Source organism: Roseateles oligotrophus, from assembly GCF_025717515.1.
In the GTDB taxonomy this organism is placed as follows: domain Bacteria; phylum Pseudomonadota; class Gammaproteobacteria; order Burkholderiales; family Burkholderiaceae_C; genus Paucibacter_A; species Paucibacter_A oligotrophus.
The window spans coordinates 221,094-243,198 of the sequence record NZ_JAJIRN010000007.1 but is presented as its reverse complement, the minus strand read 5'-3'; the positions used below and the strand labels follow the sequence as shown (position 1 = coordinate 243,198).

Genomic DNA, 22,105 nt, shown 5'->3' with positions numbered 1-22,105 from the left:
GAAGTTAGCTCGAATAGGGGTCAGCAAAACCCAGGCCAAGCATGATCTCGGTCTCGCGCCCCTCCATGCAGGCGGCCTCATCATCTTCCTCATGGTCATAACCCTGCGCGTGCAGGGTGCCGTGCACCAGCATATGGGCATAGTAGGCGGCAATATCGGTGCCCGCCTCGGCCGCCTCACGCTCGACCACTTCGGCACAAATCACCAGGTCGGCGGTCACCACCGGCTCATGGCTGTAATCAAAGGTCAGCACATTGGTGGCGTAGTCCTTGCCCCGGAACTCAAGATTGAGACCCTGACCTTCTTCGGCGCCGACGATGCGAACGGTCAACTCCCCCGGCAGCTCCAGCGCCGCACGGATCCAGCGCGCCACCTTGTGGCGGGGCAACAGCGTCCGGTGGCGCGGATCGGCAAACTGCAGGGACAAACTCAATTCGGGCTGGCTCATGCGGCACCTCCTTTGCTCTTCAACTTGGCCTCGGTCTTTGTGCGCGCCTCATAGGCCTCAACAATCCGCGCCACCAGCGGATGGCGCACCACATCGGCGCTGGTGAAATGCGTCATCGCAATGCCCTCCACCTTCACCAGCACCCGCTCGGCATCGACCAAGCCACTGGCAGCACCCTTGGGCAGGTCGATCTGGCTGGTGTCCCCGGTGATCACGCATTTGCTGCCAAAGCCAATGCGAGTCAAGAACATTTTCATCTGCTCGGGCGTGGTGTTTTGCGCTTCGTCCAAAATCACAAACGCATGATTGAGCGTGCGGCCGCGCATAAAGGCCAAGGGCGCTACTTCCAACGTCCCCTTCTCAAACGCCTTGGTGACACGGTCGAACCCCATCAATTCGTACAGCGCGTCATAAAGCGGGCGTAGATAGGGATCAACCTTTTGAGCCAAATCTCCCGGCAAAAAGCCCAACCGCTCGCCGGCCTCTACAGCCGGCCGGGTCAGGATGATGCGTTGCACGCTATTGCGCTCCAGCGCATCAACGGCGCATGCCACCGCCAGATAGGTCTTGCCGGTGCCGGCCGGCCCGAGGCCAAACGTGATGTCGTGCGCCAGGATCTGGCGCAGGTATTGATGCTGCAGCGCCGTACGGCCGGCCAAGTCGGTGCGGCGGGTTCTCAACACGAGCGCTTCCGGCGGCAGTTCGGCCGCAACGGCAGGCGCTTGCCGGCGCTTCTTGCTGGGGCCGAGCTCGCTAACGGCCTCCGCCAGGGCCAGTTGCAAAAGCTCGGGCGAGATCGCGCGCTGACCACGTTCATACAGTGTCTGCAAAAGCTGCAATGTCCGCGTCGCCGCAGCCTTCAGGCCCTCGATGCGGAAATGCGCATGCTTGCGCGTGATGCTGACGCCCATGGCGGCTTCAATCTGCCGCAAATGACCGTCCAAGCTGCCGCACAGGTGAGCCAAACGTTGATTGTCGATCGGAGCAAAATCATGGCGAAGCATCATGGCGGAAACGTATTTGGAGCAGTGGAGCAGACACGCATTGTCGCCCGCACTTGCCTTTAATCGGCCAGAGCCGCGATCCTGCACAATCGCGCCCATGCACAGCTTGTTACATGAAGACTCGACGATGGTCAGACCTCATTCATTGATTGGCGCCGCCACAGCGGCCTCCCTCTTGCTCCCGGCGGCCTCGTTCGCTCAAGCGACTTCCGGCGTGATTTCAACCGGAAGTGCCGACCCCATCAATTTATGGCTAACGGCCATGCTGATGATGATGGGCATCACCGTCGCACTCTTGGCCCGACTCTGCCCGAGCGAAGAGCGCCTGCCCTACCTCGGAGGCATGATGTTGAGCGCGGTTGCGTGGGCCTTGCTTGGTGCCGGCACCCAGGTGCTGGGCGAATTAGGCCCCAGTTTGTCGGTCGCCTGCTTGGCCTTGCTGACCCTTTGTACGCTGCGGTTCGTGCTGCAACCTTTCGCCGCCCTGCCCAGTTGGCTGTCTGCGCTTCTGCGAGCGCAGCTTGTGTTGGCCCCGCTCAGCCTTTGGTTGCTGAAGGCCGAACAAGTGGCGAACTCCAGCTTGGTGTGGTCAGTCCTCCTGATCATGGAACTGCTGTTGGCGATGGCCTATTACGCGCGCCTGCACGGCAACGCCGATGCCGATGCCGATGCCGAAGTACAGGACCAAGATGCTCTGCTGGCCAAACACCGCGATCCCGTTTTGCTGCGCGCCCTGCTGGCTTTGTTGACCTCGGCGTTGTCCGCCTTTTTGCTCCTACAGCTTCCCTCCGGCCCCACATCCGCAACCTCGGCCGCAGCCAGCCAAATCTTGCTAGCGGCCGCCGCTCTATTGATGATGGGAATGGGCCTGCAGGCGATCGCCTCGTTGGCGCGAGCCAGAAAAATCGCCGAAATCAGACATGCACAGGCCGAGCAAGAAATGCATCACCGCGTTGCCGAGGTCGAACTCAGCTTTGGCGCGCTGGTGGAACAAAAATTGGAACAAGTGACCGAACGCGAACGCAAACGTATTGCGGCCGACCTGCACGATGACCTGGGCGCCAAGTTGCTGACGATTGTTCACACCAGCGAGTCGGACCGAATTTCAACCTTGGCCCGTGAGGCGCTGGAGGAAATGCGCCTGTCGGTGAGAGGGCTGACCGGCAAGCCCGTGCAATTGCTGGATGCCTTGGGCGACTGGCGAGCCGAGGTGGTCTCAAGATTGGGGCAAGCAAATATTTTGGCCGAATGGGAGTCGCCGGCCGAGGACATCATTCACACCCTGCCGGCGCGTGCTTACGTGCAAACCACGCGGATCTTTCGCGAGGCCGTCAGCAACATCATCAAGCACAGCGGCGGCACCCACTGCAATATCAGCTGCAAGGTCCAGGAAGGCGATTTTTTGGTCGTCATTCAGGACAATGGTCAGGGCATACCGGCCGAACTGGACGGTAGGCTGGACCGCGGCCACGGCATGGCCAGCATGAAGTCGCGCGCCAAGCAAATGCATGGGCAATGTCTGGTCGAATCGGGTCCGGGCTGGGGAACCGTGATTCGCCTGACGATTCCGCTTTGAATAACGTGCATCTCACACGCCTGCATTCACTTATCGCATGCAGGCTTGTTGGCATTCTGTCGATAAAGCCTTACTGTGACAGACCGTGAACGAGCGTAACCCGCGCTCCGCCGCGCCATAAATCCGAGAACGAAGCCGAGACCACCATGGACCATATCCTGCTGCTTGAAGATATCCCCGAAATCCGTGCTTGGCTAAAGGCGCTGATCAAGCAGGTATTCGCCAACGCTCAAATCACCGAATGCTCGCGAGTTCAAGACGCTCTGGCCTTCGTCAACAGCCAGCGCTTCGACCTGGCACTACTGGATTTGGGCCTGCCAGACGGCTCCGGTGTCGAGGTCATCGCCGCGCTGCGCGATCGCCAACCGGAGGCGCAGTCGGTGATCGTGACCATCCATGACGACGACGAACACCTGTTCCCGGCCTTGCAAGCCGGCGCTTTCGGCTATTTGCTGAAGGAACAGTCACGCGAGCTATTGATCGAACAATTGCAGAGAATGAGTCAGGGTGAGCCGCCGCTGTCGCCGTCGATTGCCCGCAAGGTGATTTCCTATTTCGGCAAGCAAAAGCGCCCACAGGCCGCCGCGCCCTTGCATGAGGTGTCTCTGACCGACCGCGAGACCGAAGTGCTGCTGCGGGTCGCCAAGGGCTTCACCCTGCCGGAGATCGGCGTGCAACTCGGCCTGTCGCGTCACACCATTGCCGACTATGTGAAGCAAATCTATCGCAAGCTGAATGTTTCTTCACGCGCCGAAGCCGCTCTCGAAGCGCAGCGCCTGGGTCTGTTTGGCAGAAACTAGCGCGGTGTTTTTCGGCCGGATAATGGGCCGATGATTGGAAGACTCACAGGCGTCATTGCGGAAAAATCGCCTCCGCTGGTCCTCATTGATGTGCAAGGCGTCGGCTACGAGGTCGATGTGCCGATGAGCACCTTTTACAACCTCCCCGGCTTGAGCGAGAAGGTCAGCTTGCTGACGCATTTCGTCGTCCGCGAGGACGCACAAATTCTGTTTGGATTTTTGACCGCGGAAGAGCGCGCCACCTTTCGGCAACTGATCAAAATCAGCGGCGTAGGCCCCCGCATGGCACTGTCGCTGCTGTCCGGCCTGTCGGTCGCGGAGTTGGCGCAGGCCGTCGCAAAGCAAGATGCGGCCCGCTTGGTCAAGGTGCCCGGCGTCGGCAAGAAGACCGCCGAACGCTTGTTGCTCGAACTCAAGGGCAAGCTCGGGCCAGATCTTGCCCTGCCGGTCAGCATGGCAAACGACAACCAGGGCGACATCCTGCAAGCGCTGGTGGCGCTGGGCTATAGCGAGAAGGACGCCGCGCTGGCACTGAAGGCCTTGCCGATCGATATCGGCGTTAGCGATGGCATCAAGCTGGCGCTGAGGGCCTTGTCCAGATGAGCATTCAAACCGACGATTTTGCTGCGGCGCCGATCCGGGTCGTTAGCGCGGCGCCAAGCTCGCCCAAAGAAGAAGCGATTGAGCGTGCACTGCGCCCCAAGTTGCTGGACGAATATGTGGGCCAGACCAAGGCCCGCGAGCAATTGGAGATCTTCATCGGCGCGGCTCGCAAACGCGATGAAGCAATGGATCACGTGCTCTTGTTCGGCCCACCGGGTTTGGGCAAAACAACGCTATCCCACATCATCGCGGCCGAGTTGGGCGTCAATCTGCGCCAGACCTCCGGGCCGGTGCTGGAGAAGCCCAAGGACCTGGCCGCCATTCTGACCAATCTCGAGAAGAACGATGTGCTCTTTATCGACGAGATTCATCGCCTCTCGCCGGTGGTGGAGGAAATCCTCTACCCGGCTCTGGAGGACTATCAGATCGACATCATGATTGGCGAGGGCCCGGCCGCGCGCTCGATCAAGCTTGATCTGCAACCGTTCACGCTGGTCGGCGCCACGACCCGTGCCGGCATGCTGACCAACCCGCTGCGCGACCGTTTCGGCATCGTGGCTAGGCTGGAGTTCTACACCGCCGAAGAGCTGCAGCGCATCGTCACCCGCTCGGCCGCGCTCTTGAACACGCCGATGGATGCCGAGGGAGCGCTCGAAATCGCCCGTCGCTCGCGCGGCACTCCGCGCATCGCTAACCGTCTGCTGCGGCGGGTACGCGACTATGCCGACGTCAAGGGCGATGGACGCATAGTCAAAAGCATTGCCGACAAGGCCTTGGCGATGTTGGACGTGGATCCGCGCGGCTTCGACCTGATGGACCGCAAGCTGCTGGAGGCCATCGTCCACCGTTTTGACGGCGGACCGGTGGGGCTGGAGAACGTCGCCGCAGCAATCGGAGAAGAAGCCGGCACGATCGAAGATGTGATCGAACCGTATTTGATCCAGCAGGGTTTTTTGCAGCGCACACCGCGGGGTCGCATCGCGACCTTGGCGGCTTTCAGGCATCTGGGCGTGACGCCGCCCAAGGCCATGGGGCAACTCTTTGACGAATAGCCACTTCTAAGCTGCCAACAAAAAAGCGACCCGAAGGTCGCTTTTTTCAATCCGTCGCGAACGATCAGAAGTTGTGGCGAATGCCGACTGCGAAAGAGTCGAACTTGCCCTTGTCACCCTTGGTTGGCTCCTGCGCTGTGTAGAAGCCATACACCTTGGTACGCTTGCTCAGGTTGTGGTTGTACCCCAACGTATATTGCGTACCGCCTGTGTTGCAAAGATTGGACACTGGGCAAGCCGTACCGCCACCCTCGGTGCCGCCGACGTTGACGTGAAACTCGGAGGCTCCCATGGTGTACATGCCAGAGACCCGACCAATGTTGCGCTTTGCCTTGGTGCCAACTGCAACCTTGTTGTCTTCAACTTGCCAATAAGCGCCGAAGGTGAAGGCACCCATTTCATACAGACCGCGAATAGCGAATTGGTTACCGTCACCTTGCTTGCCGTAACCAGCGCCCAAATGGATAGGGCCCATGTCGTAGTTGGCGGACAAGTCGAACGCACGCTTGGGACCACCCTCGCCAGCGCTGGCAGTAATTTCTGCAGTGAACCCTGCGTAGTTAGGGGTGAAGTAACCGATCTTATTTTCCTCCCTGAAAGCCGTACCGAATGCGTACAGGTTATCCGAGGAAGTGCCGGTGTCATGGTTGTGCATGCTGATGTAGTCAGCCGTGGCGAAGTAAGAACCGTTGGTCCAACGACCCAGCTTGACAGCACCAAAGGAGCCGCTCAACTGAACGGCTGCTTCACGATTCCAGAAAGGTCCATTGGCAGCGCCGGTATCCGATTTCAGACCATGCTCCAAGAAGAACTGAGCCTTCAGGCCGCCACCCAGATCTTCCGTGCCCTTGAAACCCAGGCGCGAACTGTTGTTCTGCACTGCAACAACGCGGTCGCCGCCATTGTTGGACTGGCTCTCAACCGAGGTATTGATCCGGCCCCACAGGGTGACCGAGCTTTGTGCGAATGCGGCGGGTGCGGCGAAGGCTGCAATAGCGGCCACGAGAGCGATCTTTTTCATCGTTTACCTTTGTGAGTTGAATTAGAACTGAGCAAGTACGCCCGGTCTTCTGCGTAATGTGACGCGAGTATAGAAGTGCCAAGCGGGAGCGCCAGTGGGGCGACGCGAAATTGCAACACTTCGCGGCTATACCTAGCAGCATGCGGTTTAGCACTTGCCATAGCCAAACGAAAACGGCCGAAATCCTAACGTTCTGAGCCCTGCTCAAGCGGTTCCAAATGGCCGCTATCGTGCCAACCGACCAAACTGAAACCTGCTGGCGTGAAAAGCAGGCGATTGACCGCGGCATTACCCAATACCCAGCTGCGCGGAGCTTGCAGGGAGAGTCGCGCCGCTGCGCGGTAGAGACAATCCAAGACGCCACCGTGGGTGACGATCGCGATGGTCTCGCCCGGATGATTCAAGGCGATACGCGTCAGCGCCGCAACGCTGCGCTGGTAAAAATTACCCAGCGTTTCACCGCCTTCGGCACCGAAATCGGCGTCCCGCCTTCGCCACCTTTCGCTTTGAACCGGCCACCGCTCCGCGATTTGCTCCCAGGTCAGGCCCTCAAAGATGCCGAAACTCCGCTCCCTTAACAAGGGATCCAGTCGCAGTTGACAGGATGGATGGGCATGGGCAACTACCGCCTGAGCGGTCTGCTGGGCGCGCAACAGATTGCTCGTATAGACCGCATCGATCGCCTGCTCACGCAAGGCAAGCCCCAGCAAGCGCGCCTGGGCATGGCCAAGTTCACTGAGCGCAATATCGGTATGCCCTTGAATCCGCTTGGCCCGATTCCATTCGGTCTCGCCATGCCGAATCGCCAGAATCTGGGTGCTGCGGTCCAAAGGCATCGCCTCAGACTCCCCAGAAAACATCTTGCCCCGCCTCCAGGCTATGGCGCATTAGCTCCCGCAATGGCCAAACACGTTGGCGCAGACTGATGCCTTCTCGGCGAGGGGCACTCAAACCGGCGGCCAGCGCCTCGGCTTGCTGGGCGGCAAAAGCAGCGTCATCTTCCGCAGCGGCCCGCTCCAAGGAGGCCATCGCTTGCGTCAGGGTCGTCACGGCGAGCAGACCCTGAGCGGCCGGCTCGCGCCCCAGCAGCGCCAAGATTTGATCACCCTGCGGTCCCATCATGATGACGTCGGCGCCGGCCTTGGACTTGAATTTGTAAATCATCGCTCACCCTTGCTTGGATAGAGCGCTATTGTGCGTTGACGGCGGTGACGCCTGTTTGTGACGCCGACGCCTCAGACCAGCAGGCCGCCCAATAAATGCATGCCGACACCGCGCGCAGGCAACTCCGGGCTACGTCGCCAGACTCGCTCCTCGAAGGCACGTGGATCGAGCGCTTGAGCGTACAGAAAGCCTTGGAATTCATGGCAGCCGGCGCGCAGCAGGAACTCACGCTGCGCCTCGGTCTCCACGCCTTCGGCGATCACTTGCAGGCGTAAAGCCTGACCCATTTGAATGATGGCGTTGACGATCGCTGCATCGCTGCTATCGCCGGGCAGACCCTTCACAAAGCTGCGGTCAATCTTCAAGCGCTGAATCGGAAAGCGCTTCAAATAACCGAGGCTTGAATAGCCGGTGCCAAAGTCGTCGATCGACATGGTCACGCCCAGCGCCGCCAAAGCCTGCAGTCGCAGCAACGCTTCTTCAGCATCGCGCAGCAAAATGGACTCGGTCAACTCCAACTCCAACAGCGCCGGCGGCAGGCCCGATGACTTCAAGACTGCGGCCACCGTGTCGACGAACTGGCTCTGTTGAAACTGCAGCGCTGACACATTGACGGCCACCGGCATCGGCCGGCCTTGGCGCAACCAAGTCGCGGCTTGCTCGACGGCTTGACGCAACACCCACTCGCCAATCGCGACCACAAAACCGCTCTCTTCCGCCACCGGTATGAATTCACCGGGCGAAACTTCACCTCGCACCGGATCTCGCCAGCGAATCAAAGCCTCCGCACCAATCACCTGCCCACTGCCCAAGGCGATTTGTGGCTGGTAGTGAAGTCGGAACTGCCCTTCTTGCAAGGCCTGACGCATGGCGTGATCCAGGCGCATACGTGACAGCAAGTCAACATCCTTGCGCGGCCGATGGAAGTGGAACGTGCCGCGGCCACTTTCCTTGACCCAGTGCATCGCGCGCTCGGCGCTGGCCATCAACTCATCGGCCGTGCCGCCATCGCCGGGAAACAAGGCGATGCCGGTGCTGCAAGTGACGGTGAAACTGAGCGTGTCAAAACTAAAGGGCCGGGACATGGCGTCCTGCACCCGGCGGGCCGCGTTCTCGGCGCCACGCGCATCGGCTTGGTGGATCAAAAGTGCAAACTCATCGCCGCCCAAGCGAGCCACCGTATCCACCTCGCGCAAACAGCCCTTCAGGCGTTCGGCCACTTCTTTCAGGACACGGTCACCATAAGAATGTCCGAGCGTGTCATTGATTTGCTGGAACCTATCGAGGTCAACATTGAGCAGCGCAAAAGGAATGCTTTCGCGTCTTGCCATTGCCTGCGCATAGTCCACCCGCTCTGCCAAAGCACGCCGATTGGGCAGGCCGGTCAACATATCGGAATGGGCCAATTCCTCGATGCGCTGGCTGGCGGCAAGCTTTTCGCTCAAGTCACGGAAGGAATAGACCCGCCCTACCGCCCTGCCGCGGCTGAACTGCGGCAAAGACACGCGCTCCAGCACCCGCCCATCCGTCAGCGTGATCACATCGCTGCTCTGCAGCAGCGGCGCCTCTTCAATGGCCACCAAGCGCTGCGCATAGCTCTTGCCGTCATGCACCGAGCGCCGCATCCATGTCTGCACCGCCTCGTCATTGCGCTCCTGCAACAGATCAGCGGGAATACCCCAGAGCGACGCAAAACGCCGATTGAAGGAGCGCATGCGGCCCGCCAGATCGGTCACCAAAATGCCATCGGCGGTTGATTCGAGGGTTGCTTGCAGCTCGGCCACCAAGGCCTCACGCTCCTCCTCGCTTTGCCTTTGCCGACTTTGGTCACGGATCACGACCAGCCAATAGCCATTGGCTCCACTACCGCCCAACTGTGTATTCGGCGCGATAAAACTGATGCGCCGGGTGACCCAAAGCATCTGGCCATCGGCATGGCGCATCAAGGTATCCGAATTCAAGCTGGCCGAGGTGTTGCCGGCCGCCTCCATCCAGAACATCGCGTCTTCGGGCGTGCTGACCAAGGACTCGATCGACTGCCCAACCAATTGTTCGGGACTCATGCCCAATAGCTGATGCGCAAGCGCATTGACCGCCAGGATGCAGCGGCTAGCCCCGTCAAGCAACCAGGCCGAATCCAGCAGCCCGTCCAACAGGGCCGCATAAGGTTCGGGGGTCTTGATGGGGGGCGCTAACTGCAGCCTGAGAACCGTCACGCCGCCAGCTCCGATGCCAAGCCCGCACCCACCGGCTCAAAGAAATAGGCAATGCGCGTGCGCGGGCTCAGATAGTCCATCGAAGCGCGCGGCAATTGCTGCGCCTTGATGCTGCGGCGTATGCCCAGATCAGGCTGATCCTCAAGATTAAGCACCAAGGCTTCTTCTCGCGGCACCTTCGGGTCATGCACCATCACGCGAGGCTTCAGCGGCCGAGAGGAATTGACGGCCACGACCAAGGCATATCGGTCATCGGTCAGCTGCACCGCCGAACCCGGCGGGTAGACACCCATCATGCGAATGAAGGCATTCAGCATCGTTGCGTCGAAGCGGTTGCGCCCTTGGGCAAACATCAGAGACAGCGCTTCATGCGGCGTCATTGCCTTGGAAGCCAACAGTGGATTGCACAGGCCGTCAAAACGATTCACCAAAGCCACGATACGGGCACCGGCGCTCATCTTGTCCATATTGATGCGCTGCGGGAATCCGCTGCCATCGGCATTTTCATGGTGCTGGGCAATGATCAACAAAGGCCCGGGCGACAGACCCATGCCTTGTGCAATCGCCACACCCTTGGCGACATGCTGCTGATACATCTGCAGTTCAGGTCCGGTAAAGCTGTCTTCGCGGTGCCGCAAGCGAGCCAAGACCTCAAGCTTGCCCACATCATGCAAGAGCGCCCCGACTCCGAGGTCGAGCATTTCGTCGCGGTTCAGGCCGAAGGCCCGGCCCAGCAGCAAAGAAATGATGGAAACATTCAAAGCATGGGCCGTGCTGCGGTCACCGGCGCCTTCGTTGAGCAGGCGGATGTTCAGGTCGCCCTCGATCAACATCTTGTCCAGCAAGGCCGCAGCCAATGCGGTGGTTTGCTCGCGGCTGTTGCGTGCGTCCTTGGGGACCAGCTCCATCACCTCCCGAAACGCCCCGGCCGCCTCGTTGTACTGCCGCTCACACAGCTGCAAAGCGGCCCGCTGAGCAGCCAGCGCACGCCGATGCGCCTCACGCGCCAGATCATCACTCGAGACCGAGGACAAATCGGTAACGGCAGGCGCCGCAACCGGCAAGGGCGTTGCATCCATTTGGAGCTCACTCTTGCCCGGACTCCAGCGCACTTGACTCAGGCCCAAGCGGCGCAAGATCAAAAGCTGCTCCTCACTATTGAGTTTGAAGCTGCTGAGCGGAAACGGGTGAGCCATCCAGCCAAGATCCAGGTGGATAAACATCCCCACCTTCAACTGACTTACATCGATCAATGGATCTGCGCTACTGTCCTTCATATGATTCCTACGCCTATTCGTTGAGGCGCCCTCCGGTCAAGCTTCGGCAAACACAAGATAAAACTTAAGCACATCGGCCGCCAATCAGCGGCTCAGGGCTCACCAGCAGAAAATCCCGTGTGATTTGTCACACCCGGGGCCGCCTACTTTGGGCCAAGTGCGCAAGCAAACGGTCCGTTCTAGCTCCGCCCCCAAATTCAACTCCTGTGGCCACTATATATAGTCACGACCTCAGAACCCTGGCGCTACTGACCGGAAGCGTGCATAAATCCAGCAGAACGCCAAGCCATATTCGAAAATTCAGGACGTCCATGAACAATCAGGCCTATATCTGTGATGCCATTCGCACACCATTCGGACGCTATGGTGGCGCCTTATCCAGCGTCAGGGCCGATGACTTGGGAGCAATACCCTTGCGTGCCTTGATGAGCCGCAACCCAGGCGTAGACTGGGAGTCCGTCAGCGACCTGCTGTACGGATGTGCCAATCAGGCGGGCGAGGACAACCGCAACGTCGCTCGCATGTCGGCCTTATTGGCCGGCCTGCCGCTGGCAGTACCGGGGGCGACCATCAATCGTCTATGCGGCTCGGGCATGGATGCGATCGGTTCAGCCGCACGCGCGATTCGGGCCGGAGAAGCCGGCCTGATGTTGGCCGGCGGCGTCGAAAGCATGAGTCGCGCACCCTTCGTCATGCCCAAGGCCGAAACAGCGTTCTCTCGCAGCAATACGGTCTACGACACCACCATCGGGTGGCGTTTCGTCAATAAACTGATGAAGGAGCAGTACGGCGTCGATTCGATGCCGGAAACGGCCGAAAACGTAGCCAGCGACTTTGGCATCAGCCGCGCCGACCAGGATCTGATGGCCTTGCGCAGTCAGATGAAGGCGGTAGCGGCCCAGCAGTCAGGTTACTTCGAAGCAGAGATCACCCCGGTCTTGATCGCCCAAAAGAAGGGCGAAGCGATCAGCGTCAGCCGCGACGAGCACCCGCGAGAGACCAGCCTCGAGGTGCTGGCCAAGCTCAAACCGATCGTGCGCCCGGACGGCAGTGTGACCGCGGGCAATGCCTCCGGCGTCAACGACGGCGCATGCGCCCTGCTGCTGGCGAGCGAGTCGGCTGCTTCAAAAAACGGTTTGACGCCACGTGCAAGAGTGGTCGGCATGGCCAGCGCTGGCGTCACCCCGCGCATCATGGGCATAGGCCCGGCGCCGGCCAGCCAGCGCGTGCTGGCGCTGACCGGGCTGAGTCTGGCGCAAATGGATGTGATCGAACTCAACGAGGCGTTTGCCGCCCAAGGCTTGGCCGTGCTGCGCCAACTTGGGCTTGCCGACGATGATGTGCGCGTCAACCCGAATGGCGGCGCCATCGCTTTGGGGCATCCGCTTGGCGCCAGCGGCGCACGCTTGGTCACGACCGCCATCAACCAATTGCATCGCAGTGGTGGGCGCTATGCGCTGTGCACCATGTGCATCGGCGTCGGTCAAGGCATTGCGCTGATCGTCGAGCGGGTCTGAATCACTATCGCGAGGCCCAAGTCATGACTAAAACTCATGGCTAAATGAGTTTTAGTCTGCAATGCCCTAGGTAATAGTACCCAGAAACAAAAGTTTACATGGCATACTAAATTCGATGTCTTGGCGTACAGCGCACATATATCAACGCGAATTTCGCTAGAAAAGTTGCCGATCCAACGGTTCTATTTGCGATTCAGCAGCACCAGTCCCTTCTATTCGGACGGTGCTGTCTTTCAGAAATTCAAGCTTCCCCGCCCGACTCGTGGCCTCGAAACTTGGCAACTCCTTCAAGCTGCACCGCCGGTTGGTACAGCTTCGACAAAGCTTGGCCTTGCTGGCCTGCGATCCGGGCTTGCGGTTTTCGACTTGCTATTTGGGGTAAGAAGCCAATCGCTAGTCCAAATATGTCAGCTGCCCGCGTTTTTGAAGATCATGTCCACCTGCACAGTCAAGCCAATGCAGGCACCGATTCTTACTATTCAATTGCCCCCGCCGAGCCAGAAGGCCCGGCCACCGGGCCACTCAAACGTGACTTGGTCGCGGGCCTGGAAAAGGGCTTGGCCGTCATTGAAGCCTTTGACCAAGAGCGCCCGCGCCTGACCATCAGCGAGGTGGCTATCCGCACCGGGCTGACCCGTGCCGCTGCCAGGCGCTACCTGCTAACCTTGACCCATCTTGGCTTTGTGTCTCAAGACCGCAAGATGTTTGCGCTGACCCCGCGGGTCTTGCGTCTGGGCCAAAGCTATATGCATTCGGCCCGCTTGCCGCGAATCATTGAGCCCGAATTGCACAAATTGGCCTATGCGTTGAAGGAAGCCAGTTCGGCCGGCGTACTGGACGGAAATGACGTGATTTGCATTGCTGCCACCGGCTCCGGGCGCCTCGTTTCGCCCAAGCTGCAAACCGGCACCCGCGTCCCGGCCAACTGCTCCGGCAATGGCCGCATCATGTTGGCCGCCTTGCCTCCCAATGAGTTCGATGCCTGGCTCGCCCGCCAGCAGCTCAGCGCACTGACGACGCACACCATCACCCACCCGGAGAGGCTGAGCATCGAGATCGCCCGGATCCGCTCACTGGGCTATGCCTGTATCGATCAAGAGCTGGAGTTGGGCCTGCGCACGGTCGCCGTGCCGCTGAGAAACTACCGCGGCGAAGTGGTGGCAGCAATGAACATCAGCGCCCACGCCTCGCGCATGAGCATGGATCAACTGGTCGAGCAATGCCTGCCACCCTTGCTGCAAACGCAAGCACATCTGCGCATGTTGTTGTAGTTAGCGTGCAGCGCTCCAACGTCGCTGCTGCAGCAAGGGGCTGACCCGGTAGCGCTCGCTGCGGTAACCGGCAAACAGCCCGTCCAGCAAAGCCACCACCGCCTCCGCACCGACCGAACTCAGCCACTCAAACGGCCCGGCCGGATAGTTGACGCCGAGCTTGCAAGCGAGGTCGGCCGAGGGCTCGTCGCAAACGCCCTGCCAGACCGCGTCTGCCCCTTCGTTGACCAGCATCGCCACCGTACGCGCCACCGCGAGTCCGGGCACATCGCGCAGCTGCAAGGGCTCCCAGCCCAAAGTGCGCCAGACATCTTCGACCGCCGCCACGCCCGCCGGGCTGACACGCGGCGCAAAGGCCAGGGCCAGGCCGTCGATCCGGTCGGGCGCCAAGGGCCAGTCCATCACGGCCAATTCCGGGTGGTGCCATTCGACCGCCAGCTGCGCCGCGCTGACGCCACTGCTCAGGTGCACATGCACGTCGCCGATCACCAGCCCATTCCAATCGGCCGACTCACCGCGCGTGTAGCTCAAGCCCTTTAAATCCAGGCAAGCGGCCAGCCGGTCGGCCAAAGCGCCCCGCCCGACCACACCGATAGCGGCCAAGCCCTGCTGCGGCGCCGCGACCTTGGCCGCAGCCTCGGGCAGGCCCACATAAAAACCCTTGCCCGCTTTGCGACCCAAACGCCCGCCATCAACCAAGGCCTTTTGCACCAGCGACGGCATATAGCGTTTGTCGCCAAAGTTGGCCTCGAAGACCGACTGCGTGACCAAGAAGTTGGTGTCGTGGCCGATCAGATCCATCAATTCGCAAGGCCCCATGCGAAAGCCCGCGCTGCGCAAGGCGCGGTCAATCTGCGCCGGCGTGCCCGCCTGCTCTTGCAGCAAGGCCAGCGCCTCGGCATAAAAAGGCCGGGCAATGCGGTTGACGATAAAGCCCGGCGTCGACTTGGCATGCACCGGTGTCTTGCCCCAGCGCCGCGCCAGCGACTCGATGGTCTGGGCCACGCCGGCGTCGGTCTCGGCGCCCCAGACCACCTCGACCAACTTCATCAGCGGCACCGGATTGAAGAAATGCATGCCGACCAGTCGGCTCGGATGGCTCATGCCGTTGGCCAAGGCCGTTACGCTGATCGATGAGGTGTTGGTCGCGATGATGGCGGCCTCGCCCAACAAGGCATCCAACTCGCGCAACAGCGCCTGCTTGGGCTCCAGCTTTTCGACGATGACCTCGATCACCAGGGCCGCATCTTTCAATTCGGCCAAGCTCAGGGCCGGCTGAATCCGCGCCAGCACCGCCGCGCATTCGTCCGCCTCCATGCGGCCCTTGGCCACCAAAGCCTCCAGCGCCTTGGCCGTCTGCGCGATCGCGGCCGCCGCCGCACCTTCGCGCAAATCCAAAAGCAGCACCGCATGCCCGGCCTGCGCTGCGACCTGGGCAATCCCCGCGCCCATGATGCCGGCGCCGACCACGCCAATCAATGCCGGCGATGCGGACGCCACCGCCCATTGTTTTGCTTCACTCATTTCAAACCCTAACGCAGTATTTACTTGCCAATCCAGGCCGCCGGCCGCTTGGCCAAAAAGGCGGAAAAACCCTCGCGCGCCTCGTCGCCGGTACGCACACGCGCAATCGTCTGCGCCGTCAACTCACGCACCTCGGCCGTCACGGGACCCACTTCCATTTGCGCAAACAAGGCCTTGATCTCGGCCTGCGCCTGCGGCCCACTGGCCAGCAAGTCGCTCACCCAACGCTCCATCGCGGCATCCAGATCACCGGGCTCCACCACCTCATGTAGCAAGCCCATGTGCAAGGCCTCGGCCGCACCGACCCGGCTCGCCGTGAGTGCGAGTCGGCGCGCCTGGCGCGGACCGACCGCATTGAGCACATAGGGGCCGATGACCGCGGGCAAGATACCAAAGCGCGCCTCGCTGACGGCGAACTTTGCGTCGACGGTCGCGATGGCGATATCGCAGGCGCAGGCCAGGCCCACGCCGCCGCCCAAGGCCAGGCCCTGGATACGGGCCAGGGTCGGCTTCGGGCATTCGGCCAGTTGCCGCAGCATCTCGGCGAAGCGCCGGGCATCGGCCAGATTGGTCTGCTCGGACGCCGCCGCACGGCGCATCCATTCGATATCGGCGCCGGCGCTGAAGGCCTTGCCGGCACCTGCCAGCACGATCACGCGCACGCCGGGATCGGCGATGCAATGCCCAACGGCCTGCGTCAACTCCGAAATCATCACCTCGTTGAAGGCATTGAACACCTCCGGCCGCGTCATTGTGATGTGGGCCACGCCGCGGGCGTCGACCGCAATCGTCAATGTCTCCATGTCTGAAACTCCTTGTAATCCGCCCAGTATCGCAGCCTGCCTCGCCGCTCCGGGGCCCGATTCAAGCGGCACAATGCCGGCATGAACGTCGTCATCCCCATCCATACCGAAACCAGCCGCCGCCCCGCCAAAGGTGGCGGCCTGCGTGGCCGCCAAGCCAGCCCTAGCGCGATCGAAGCCATGCGGGCGCTGCTCGGCGATGCCCCCAGGCGACGGGATCTCTTGGTTGAACATCTGCACCGGATTCAAGATGCACAAGGCCATCTGAGCGTCGACATGCTGGCGGCGCTGGCCGAGGCCATGAAGCTCTCGCAGGCCGAGGTTCATGAGGTGGCGAGTTTTTATCACCATTTCGACATCGTCTACGAGGGCGAGCAAGCCCCTGCCCCGCTGAGCTTGCGCGTTTGCACCTCACTCGGCTGCTCGATCGCCGGCAGCGCCGGCTTGAGCCTCGAACTGCGTACCTTGCTGGCCGAGCAAAGCGGCGTGCGGGTGATCGAGGTGCCCTGCGTCGGGCGCTGTGAACAGGCGCCGGTCGCCGTCATCGGTCAGCGGCCACTCGGGCATGCGACGGCGGCCGAAGCCCTCAAGCTGCTGCAACAAGGCCAGCACCAAGACCCGCTCCCCGCCTACCAGCCTCTTGCAGGCTATCTGGCCCTGGGCGGCTACCGCTTGCTCGATGAGTTACTGATTGGCGCACGCAGCATTGACGCGACGATTCACACGCTCAGCGAATCCGGCCTGCGTGGCCTAGGCGGCGCCGGCTTTCCACTCGGGCGCAAATGGTCCATCGTGCGCGCACAAGCCGCGCCCCGGCTGATGGCCGTCAATATTGACGAGGGCGAACCCGGCACCTTCAAGGACCGCTACTACATGGAGCGCGAACCCCATCAATTTCTGGAGGGGATGTTGATCGGCGCGCATTGCGTAGCCGCCGAGGCCATCTACATCTATCTGCGCGACGAATATCACGCGCTGCGCCAAGTGCTGAGCGAAGAGATTGCGGCCTTGCAAGCCTTGCGCAGCGGCCTGCCGACGATCGAGCTGCGGCGCGGCGCCGGCGCCTATATCTGCGGCGAAGAGTCGGCGATGATCGAATCGATCGAGGGCAAACGCGGCTGGCCGCGCCAGCGCCCGCCTTATGTGGCCGAGCGCGGCCTGTTTGGCCGGCCGACCTTGCAACACAATATCGAGTCGCTGCATTGGGTGCGGACCATTCTGGAGCGCGGTGCCGATTGGTTCTCGAACCAAGGGCGGCACGGCCGCAAAGGCCTGCGCTCGTTTTCGCTCTCGGGTCGGGTCAACAAACCCGGCGTCTACCTGGCGCCGGCTGGCATCACCGCGCAGGAATTGGTCGATGAGTACGGCGGCGGCATGTTGGCGGGTCACCGGCTATATGGTTACTTCCCCGGTGGCGCGTCGGGCGGCATGCTGCCGGCCAGCCTTGCCAATGTGCCGCTGGACTTCGACACCTTGCAAGCCCATGACTGCTTTATCGGCTCGGCCGCGGTGATTGTTTTCTCTGACCAGGACAGCGCCCGCGATTTGGCCCTCAATGCGATGGAGTTCTTCGAGCATGAGAGCTGCGGTCAATGCGTGCCCTGCCGTGAAGGCACGCAAAGAGCCGTCGAGTTGATGCGTCAGCCGGTCTGGGATCAAGCACTGCTGGAGGATCTGGCTGCGGTGATGGCCGATGCGTCGATCTGCGGTCTCGGTCAGGCCGCGCCCAACCCATTGCGCTGCGCGATGCGCTATTTCCCGCAAGAGTTCAGCGCCGGAGCCGCTCATGAGTGAGATCAACTTCAGCCTCGACGGCCAGGCCCTGCAGGCCCAAGCCGGCGAAACAATTCTGAGCGCCGCGCGGCGCCAGGGTTTCAGCATCCCCACGCTGTGCCACCAGGATGGCCTGAACCCGGCCGGCAATTGCCGCGCCTGCGTGGTCGAGATTGACGGCGAACGGGCGCTCGCGGCGTCATGTTGCCGGCAGCCGCGCGAAGGCATGGCTATCAGCCTGAACAATCAACGCGTGCGGCGCAGCCAGTCCATGGTCTTGGAACTGCTCGCCGCCAAGGCGCCTGCTGAGGCCCACACGCTGAATTCCGAGCTGACGCAATGGTGCGAGGCGCTGAACGTTGGCCCAGCGCGCTTCGCCAAGCCGGCCGCACCGGCCCCCGACCGCAGCCACCCGGCGATCACCGTGCAACTGGACGCCTGCATCCAATGCATGCGCTGCGTGCGCGCCTGCCGCGACGAGCAGGTCAACGATGTGCTCGGCATTGCCGGCTGGGGCGCCGACACCCGCATCAGCTTCGACGCCGATGAGGCGCTGGGCAGCAGCAGTTGTGTGGCCTGCGGCGAATGCGTGCAAGCCTGCCCGACCGGCGCACTGACGCCGGCCAATGGCGCCGCGCTGCAGGCCGCCGACGCGGTCGTCGATTCGGTCTGCCCTTATTGCGGCGTCGGCTGCCAGCTCAGCTACCGGGTCAAGGACAACAAGATTCTGGAAGCGATCGGCCGCGATGGCCCGGCCAATCAGGGGCGCCTATGCGTCAAGGGCCGCTATGGTTATGACTATGTGTCCAGCGATCAGCGCCTCACCACACCCTTGATCCGCCGCGAAGGCGTGGCCAAAGACCCCGCCGACATAGCCCGCGTGCGGCGCGGTGAGTTGGCTTTGTCGGCGCTATTCCGCGAGGCGACTTGGGAAGAAGCGCTGGACCTTGCCGCCGCCGGTTTGCGCCGCTTGCTCGATTCCCACGCCAGCGGCGCGGCCAGCCCACTGGCCGGTTTCGGCTCCGCCAAGGGCAGCAACGAGGAGGCCTATCTGTTCCAGAAGCTGATTCGCCAAGGCCTCTCGACCAATAACGTCGACCATTGCACGCGCCTGTGCCATGCCAGCTCGGTTGCCGCCTTGCTCGAAGGCCTGGGCTCCGGCTCGGTCAGCAACCCGGTGCTGGACGCCCAATATGCGGAAGTGATCCTGCTGATCGGCGCCAACCCGAGCAGCAACCACCCGGTCGCGGCCTCCTTCATCAAGAACGCCGTCAAGGCCGGCGCGACACTGATCGTCGCCGACCCCCGGCGCGCGCCGATGGCCCGCTTTGCCACCCACCATCTGGCCTTCCGGCCCGACACCGATGTGGCGTTGCTGAATGCGCTGCTGCATGTGATCATTGCCGAGGGTTTGACCGATCCGGATTTCATTGCCGCGCGGGTCAATGGTTTCGAGGCCTTGAAGGCTTCGGTGGCCGAGTGCACGCCGGAGCGCATGAGCGAGATCTGCGGCATCGCGCCCGAGGTCTTGCGCGCTGTGGCGAGGCGTTATGCCAGCGCCAAGAGCGCGATGATTTTCTGGGGCATGGGCATCAGCCAGCATGTGCATGGCACCGACAACGCCCGCTGCCTGATCGCGCTCGCGATGATCACCGGCCAGATCGGCCGCCCCGGCTGCGGCCTGCATCCGCTGCGTGGTCAGAACAATGTGCAGGGCGCCTCGGACGCCGGCATGATCCCGATGATGATGCCCAATTACCAGCGCATCGCCTTGGCCGAGGTGCGCGAGCATTTCGAGGCGCTGTGGGCCACGCCGCTGGACCCGCAGCCAGGTCTGACCGTGGTCGAGATCATCCATGCCGCCTATGAAGGCCGCATCAAGGGCATGTTCATCGAGGGCGAGAACCCGGCCATGTCCGACCCCGACCTCGACCATGCGCGTGCGGCCTTAGCAAGGCTTGAGCATCTGGTCGTGCAAGACATCTTCGCGACCGAAACCGCGCTGCTCGCCGATGTGATTCTGCCGGCCTCGGCGCAGCTGGAAAAATGGGGCAGCTACACCAATACCGACCGGCTGATACAGCTGGGCCGGCCGGCACTGACGCCGCCGGGGCAGGCACGCCAGGATTTGTGGATCATCGAACAACTGGCGCGGCGCATCGGCCTGGGCTGGCATTATTGGCAAACGGCGGATGGCGATGGCCAGTTGGCGGCCGAGGCCCCGACGGCGCGCGTGTTCGAAGAAATGCGCGCAGTGATGGCGCCGCTGGCCGGCGTGCCTTGGTCGAGATTGAGGCGCGAAGAGGCGGTGGTCACGCCGGCGCCGCGTGAGGGCGAGCCCGGCCACGCCGTCATCTTCGAGCAGAGTTTTCCGACCCACAGCGGCCGGGCTCAATTGGTACCGGCCAGCTTCATGCCCGGCCCCGAGCAGCCCGACCACGACTTCCCGCTCGTGCTGAGCACCGGCCGCGTGCTCGAGCATTGGCATACCGGCGCGATGACGCGGCGGGCCGAGGTGCTGGACGCCTTGTCGCCCGCGCCCCTGCTGAGCATGCATGCCGAAGACGCCGCCGGCCTGCGCCTGCATGAGGGGCAGGCGATACGCATGAGCTCACGCCATGGCGAGGTCGAGGCGCTGCTGCAGATCAGCCCCGAGGTGCGCCGGGGTCAGGTCTTTCTGCCGTTCTGCTATTGGGAGGCGGCCGCCAATGTCTTGACCGGCAGCGCGCTCGACCCAACGGGCAAGATCCCCGGCTTCAAGGTCACGGCCGTGCGGGTTGACGCGGTGCAGATCAAAGCAACGCAGAACGAATAGCCGAAGGCCCGGAACCTGCCATGCCCGAACATTGCCGTATCGAACCCACTGGCTTGCCAAAGCTGATCTTGCTCGCCGTATGCACGCTCGGCCTGCTGGCCTGCGCCGGGCCACGCCATCCACCATCGCCCTACGCGCCGCGCCAGGACGCCTCGGCCGCCCAGCAGCGCGCCTTGGATCTGGCCGCACGCGGCTACCCCGGGGCGCCCAGACCGGCCAGCGCGCAGCCCTCCACGGTCGAGCTGAGCGTGGCAAGCCAGCAATGGGTGGTCAACGGCGAGCCGCTGACCACCGTCCTGGCAGCGCCGGTTGCCGGGCCAAACCGTTTGCCCCTGCTGGTTTATCTGCCCGGCCTGGGCGAGTCGGCCCAAGCCGGTGCGCATTGGCGTTATGCCTGGGCCCGCGCCGGCTATGCGGTCTTGAGTTTCCAAGCGCTGGCGGCCGACCAAACGGCTTGGTCTTCGGACTTGGCCCGCTCGGCCGATTTCAAGGCGCTGGCCTTGCAGCATCAACAGCCCCAACTGCTGCAAGCACGGCTGCGCATGCTGCTGGGCGCAATCAAAGAGGCCAAGCTGCGCGCAGCGGGAGCTGACGCCGGCGGTGACGGCCTATGGCGGCGCATCGATGCAGACCGCATCGCCGTCCTCGGTTATGACCTGGGCGCCGCCACCGCGCTGGCCTGGGCCGCCGGGCTGGAGCCCTTGTCCGGGGACCGGGCGCGGGCCGTCGTCATGCTGAGTCCGTCCGCCCTGACTCGCTCGGAAGCCACCCAGGCAATCGCGACGCTGCCCGCGAACTTGCCCCTGCTGGCGATCAACTCGCGCGGCGCCGCCGATCTCAACGGCCTGCTCAACTCGCCCGCCGAGCGCCACCAGTTCTTTGAACAATTGCCGCCAGACACCCACAAATACCTGCTGCTTTTGAACAGCCCCAGCCACGCCGCGCTGGCGGGTGCGAGCGGCATGGCCGAATCACCTAACGAGCCAGCCGGAGGGGGCATGGCAAGGCGTGCGCCAAGCCAGGCCAGCCATGGCCCCGGTCAACACAACACCATCATGAGCGCGGCGCCGCCGCCCACGCTGCTGGACAAGGGCAACCAGGAGGCCGGCGTCGCGGTGGAGCACATCAGCATTGCGTTCTTGAATACCTATCTGCGTGCCGACCCGCCAGCCCAGAGCTGGTTGCAACAGTCGGCATCCGTCTGGTTGAAGGGTTTGGCGGAATGGCGTTTGCGCTAGCGA

Annotated in this window: 17 protein-coding genes and 1 pseudogene; 9 read left to right on the top strand and 9 right to left on the bottom strand. The window is 62.4% G+C overall.

Annotation, left to right across the window (positions count from 1 at the left end; translation table 11 throughout):
* Positions 1-4 precede the first annotated feature (4 nt).
* Entirely contained in the window at positions 5-448 is a 444-nt protein-coding gene (ybeY, locus tag LNV07_RS16645; protein WP_263572283.1) for an rRNA maturation RNase YbeY, read from the bottom strand.
* Positions 445-1,455, bottom strand: a complete 1,011-nt coding sequence (locus LNV07_RS16640; RefSeq protein WP_263572282.1) for a PhoH family protein — start codon at positions 1,453-1,455, stop codon at positions 445-447. Before LNV07_RS16640 ends, ybeY begins: the two co-directional genes overlap by 4 nt.
* Before the next feature lie 985 nt (positions 1,456-2,440).
* Here LNV07_RS16640 and LNV07_RS25575 point away from each other — a divergent pair.
* The 4 genes and pseudogenes from LNV07_RS25575 to ruvB form a co-directional block, all read left to right on the top strand.
* A pseudogene (locus LNV07_RS25575) lies at positions 2,441-3,028 on the top strand (sensor histidine kinase); the annotation flags it as partial.
* A 146-nt stretch (positions 3,029-3,174) separates the two neighbouring features.
* The gene (locus tag LNV07_RS16630) at positions 3,175-3,828 is read left to right on the top strand and encodes a response regulator (protein WP_263572280.1); all 654 of its coding nucleotides are present in this window, start codon (positions 3,175-3,177) and stop codon (positions 3,826-3,828) included.
* Positions 3,829-3,858: 30 nt separating this feature from the next.
* The gene (gene ruvA, locus LNV07_RS16625; protein ID WP_263572279.1) at positions 3,859-4,431 is read left to right on the top strand and encodes a Holliday junction branch migration protein RuvA; all 573 of its coding nucleotides are present in this window, start codon (positions 3,859-3,861) and stop codon (positions 4,429-4,431) included.
* On the top strand, positions 4,428-5,483 hold the full coding sequence (gene ruvB, locus LNV07_RS16620; RefSeq protein WP_263572278.1) for a Holliday junction branch migration DNA helicase RuvB: 1,056 nt from the start codon (positions 4,428-4,430) through the stop codon (positions 5,481-5,483). The genes ruvA and ruvB overlap by 4 nt, the downstream gene beginning before the upstream one ends.
* 64 nt (positions 5,484-5,547) lie before the next feature.
* Here the strand turns inward: ruvB and LNV07_RS16615 are convergent, their stop codons facing one another.
* The 5 genes from LNV07_RS16615 to LNV07_RS16595 form a co-directional block, all read right to left on the bottom strand.
* On the bottom strand, positions 5,548-6,504 hold the full coding sequence (locus tag LNV07_RS16615) for a porin (RefSeq protein WP_263572277.1): 957 nt from the start codon (positions 6,502-6,504) through the stop codon (positions 5,548-5,550).
* 185 nt (positions 6,505-6,689) lie between these two features.
* Complete coding sequence (locus LNV07_RS16610) at positions 6,690-7,340, bottom strand: histidine phosphatase family protein (RefSeq protein ID WP_318013743.1); 651 nt, start codon at positions 7,338-7,340, stop codon at positions 6,690-6,692.
* 4 nt (positions 7,341-7,344) lie between these two features.
* Complete coding sequence (locus tag LNV07_RS16605; RefSeq protein ID WP_263572276.1) at positions 7,345-7,668, bottom strand: DUF1840 domain-containing protein; 324 nt, start codon at positions 7,666-7,668, stop codon at positions 7,345-7,347.
* Positions 7,669-7,739: 71 nt separating this feature from the next.
* Positions 7,740-9,884, bottom strand: a complete 2,145-nt coding sequence (locus LNV07_RS16600) for a putative bifunctional diguanylate cyclase/phosphodiesterase (RefSeq protein ID WP_263572275.1) — start codon at positions 9,882-9,884, stop codon at positions 7,740-7,742.
* Positions 9,881-11,161 (bottom strand): HD-GYP domain-containing protein, encoded by a 1,281-nt coding sequence (locus tag LNV07_RS16595; protein ID WP_263572274.1) that lies wholly within the window; start codon positions 11,159-11,161, stop codon positions 9,881-9,883. Before LNV07_RS16595 ends, LNV07_RS16600 begins: the two co-directional genes overlap by 4 nt.
* 311 nt (positions 11,162-11,472) lie before the next feature.
* Here LNV07_RS16595 and pcaF point away from each other — a divergent pair, with 311 nt between their 5' ends.
* Both pcaF and LNV07_RS16585 read left to right on the top strand, forming a co-directional pair.
* Positions 11,473-12,678 (top strand): 3-oxoadipyl-CoA thiolase, encoded by a 1,206-nt coding sequence (gene pcaF / locus LNV07_RS16590; protein WP_263572273.1) that lies wholly within the window; start codon positions 11,473-11,475, stop codon positions 12,676-12,678.
* A gap of 404 nt (positions 12,679-13,082) precedes the next feature.
* Complete coding sequence (locus LNV07_RS16585; RefSeq protein ID WP_263572272.1) at positions 13,083-13,949, top strand: IclR family transcriptional regulator domain-containing protein; 867 nt, start codon at positions 13,083-13,085, stop codon at positions 13,947-13,949.
* Here LNV07_RS16585 and LNV07_RS16580 read toward each other — a convergent pair whose 3' ends face one another.
* A complete protein-coding gene (locus LNV07_RS16580) occupies positions 13,950-15,473 on the bottom strand; it encodes a 3-hydroxyacyl-CoA dehydrogenase (protein WP_263572271.1) in 1,524 nt (507 codons plus the stop codon).
* Positions 15,474-15,493: 20 nt separating this feature from the next.
* On the bottom strand, positions 15,494-16,276 hold the full coding sequence (locus LNV07_RS16575) for an enoyl-CoA hydratase-related protein (protein WP_263572270.1): 783 nt from the start codon (positions 16,274-16,276) through the stop codon (positions 15,494-15,496).
* Positions 16,277-16,357: 81 nt separating this feature from the next.
* Between LNV07_RS16575 and LNV07_RS16570 the strand changes: the two genes are divergently transcribed.
* The 3 genes from LNV07_RS16570 to LNV07_RS16560 are packed head-to-tail and all read left to right on the top strand — an operon-like array spanning position 16,358 to position 22,102.
* Positions 16,358-18,070, top strand: coding sequence for an NADH-ubiquinone oxidoreductase-F iron-sulfur binding region domain-containing protein (locus LNV07_RS16570; protein ID WP_263572269.1), 1,713 nt, complete (start codon positions 16,358-16,360; stop codon positions 18,068-18,070).
* Positions 18,063-20,864 (top strand): formate dehydrogenase subunit alpha, encoded by a 2,802-nt coding sequence (gene fdhF / locus LNV07_RS16565; RefSeq protein ID WP_263572268.1) that lies wholly within the window; start codon positions 18,063-18,065, stop codon positions 20,862-20,864. Before LNV07_RS16570 ends, fdhF begins: the two co-directional genes overlap by 8 nt.
* Before the next feature lie 20 nt (positions 20,865-20,884).
* Positions 20,885-22,102, top strand: coding sequence for an alpha/beta hydrolase (locus tag LNV07_RS16560; RefSeq protein WP_263572267.1), 1,218 nt, complete (start codon positions 20,885-20,887; stop codon positions 22,100-22,102).
* Positions 22,103-22,105: the final 3 nt, after the last annotated feature.

Bases quoted from the DNA above. Each gene is read 5' to 3' on its own strand.
- ybeY (WP_263572283.1), bottom strand. From the start codon at position 448: ATGAGCCAGCCCGAATTGAGTTTGTCCCTGCAGTTTGCCGATCCGCGC.
- LNV07_RS16640 (WP_263572282.1), bottom strand. From the start codon at position 1,455: ATGATGCTTCGCCATGATTTTGCTCCGATCGACAATCAACGTTTGGCT.
- LNV07_RS16630 (WP_263572280.1), top strand. From the start codon at position 3,175: ATGGACCATATCCTGCTGCTTGAAGATATCCCCGAAATCCGTGCTTGG.
- ruvA (WP_263572279.1), top strand. From the start codon at position 3,859: ATGATTGGAAGACTCACAGGCGTCATTGCGGAAAAATCGCCTCCGCTG.
- ruvB (WP_263572278.1), top strand. From the start codon at position 4,428: ATGAGCATTCAAACCGACGATTTTGCTGCGGCGCCGATCCGGGTCGTT.
- LNV07_RS16615 (WP_263572277.1), bottom strand. From the start codon at position 6,504: ATGAAAAAGATCGCTCTCGTGGCCGCTATTGCAGCCTTCGCCGCACCC.
- LNV07_RS16610 (WP_318013743.1), bottom strand. From the start codon at position 7,340: ATGCCTTTGGACCGCAGCACCCAGATTCTGGCGATTCGGCATGGCGAG.
- LNV07_RS16605 (WP_263572276.1), bottom strand. From the start codon at position 7,668: ATGATTTACAAATTCAAGTCCAAGGCCGGCGCCGACGTCATCATGATG.
- LNV07_RS16595 (WP_263572274.1), bottom strand. From the start codon at position 11,161: ATGAAGGACAGTAGCGCAGATCCATTGATCGATGTAAGTCAGTTGAAG.
- pcaF (WP_263572273.1), top strand. From the start codon at position 11,473: ATGAACAATCAGGCCTATATCTGTGATGCCATTCGCACACCATTCGGA.
- LNV07_RS16585 (WP_263572272.1), top strand. From the start codon at position 13,083: ATGTCAGCTGCCCGCGTTTTTGAAGATCATGTCCACCTGCACAGTCAA.
- LNV07_RS16580 (WP_263572271.1), bottom strand. From the start codon at position 15,473: ATGAGTGAAGCAAAACAATGGGCGGTGGCGTCCGCATCGCCGGCATTG.
- LNV07_RS16575 (WP_263572270.1), bottom strand. From the start codon at position 16,276: ATGGAGACATTGACGATTGCGGTCGACGCCCGCGGCGTGGCCCACATC.
- LNV07_RS16570 (WP_263572269.1), top strand. From the start codon at position 16,358: ATGAACGTCGTCATCCCCATCCATACCGAAACCAGCCGCCGCCCCGCC.
- fdhF (WP_263572268.1), top strand. From the start codon at position 18,063: ATGAGTGAGATCAACTTCAGCCTCGACGGCCAGGCCCTGCAGGCCCAA.
- LNV07_RS16560 (WP_263572267.1), top strand. From the start codon at position 20,885: ATGCCCGAACATTGCCGTATCGAACCCACTGGCTTGCCAAAGCTGATC.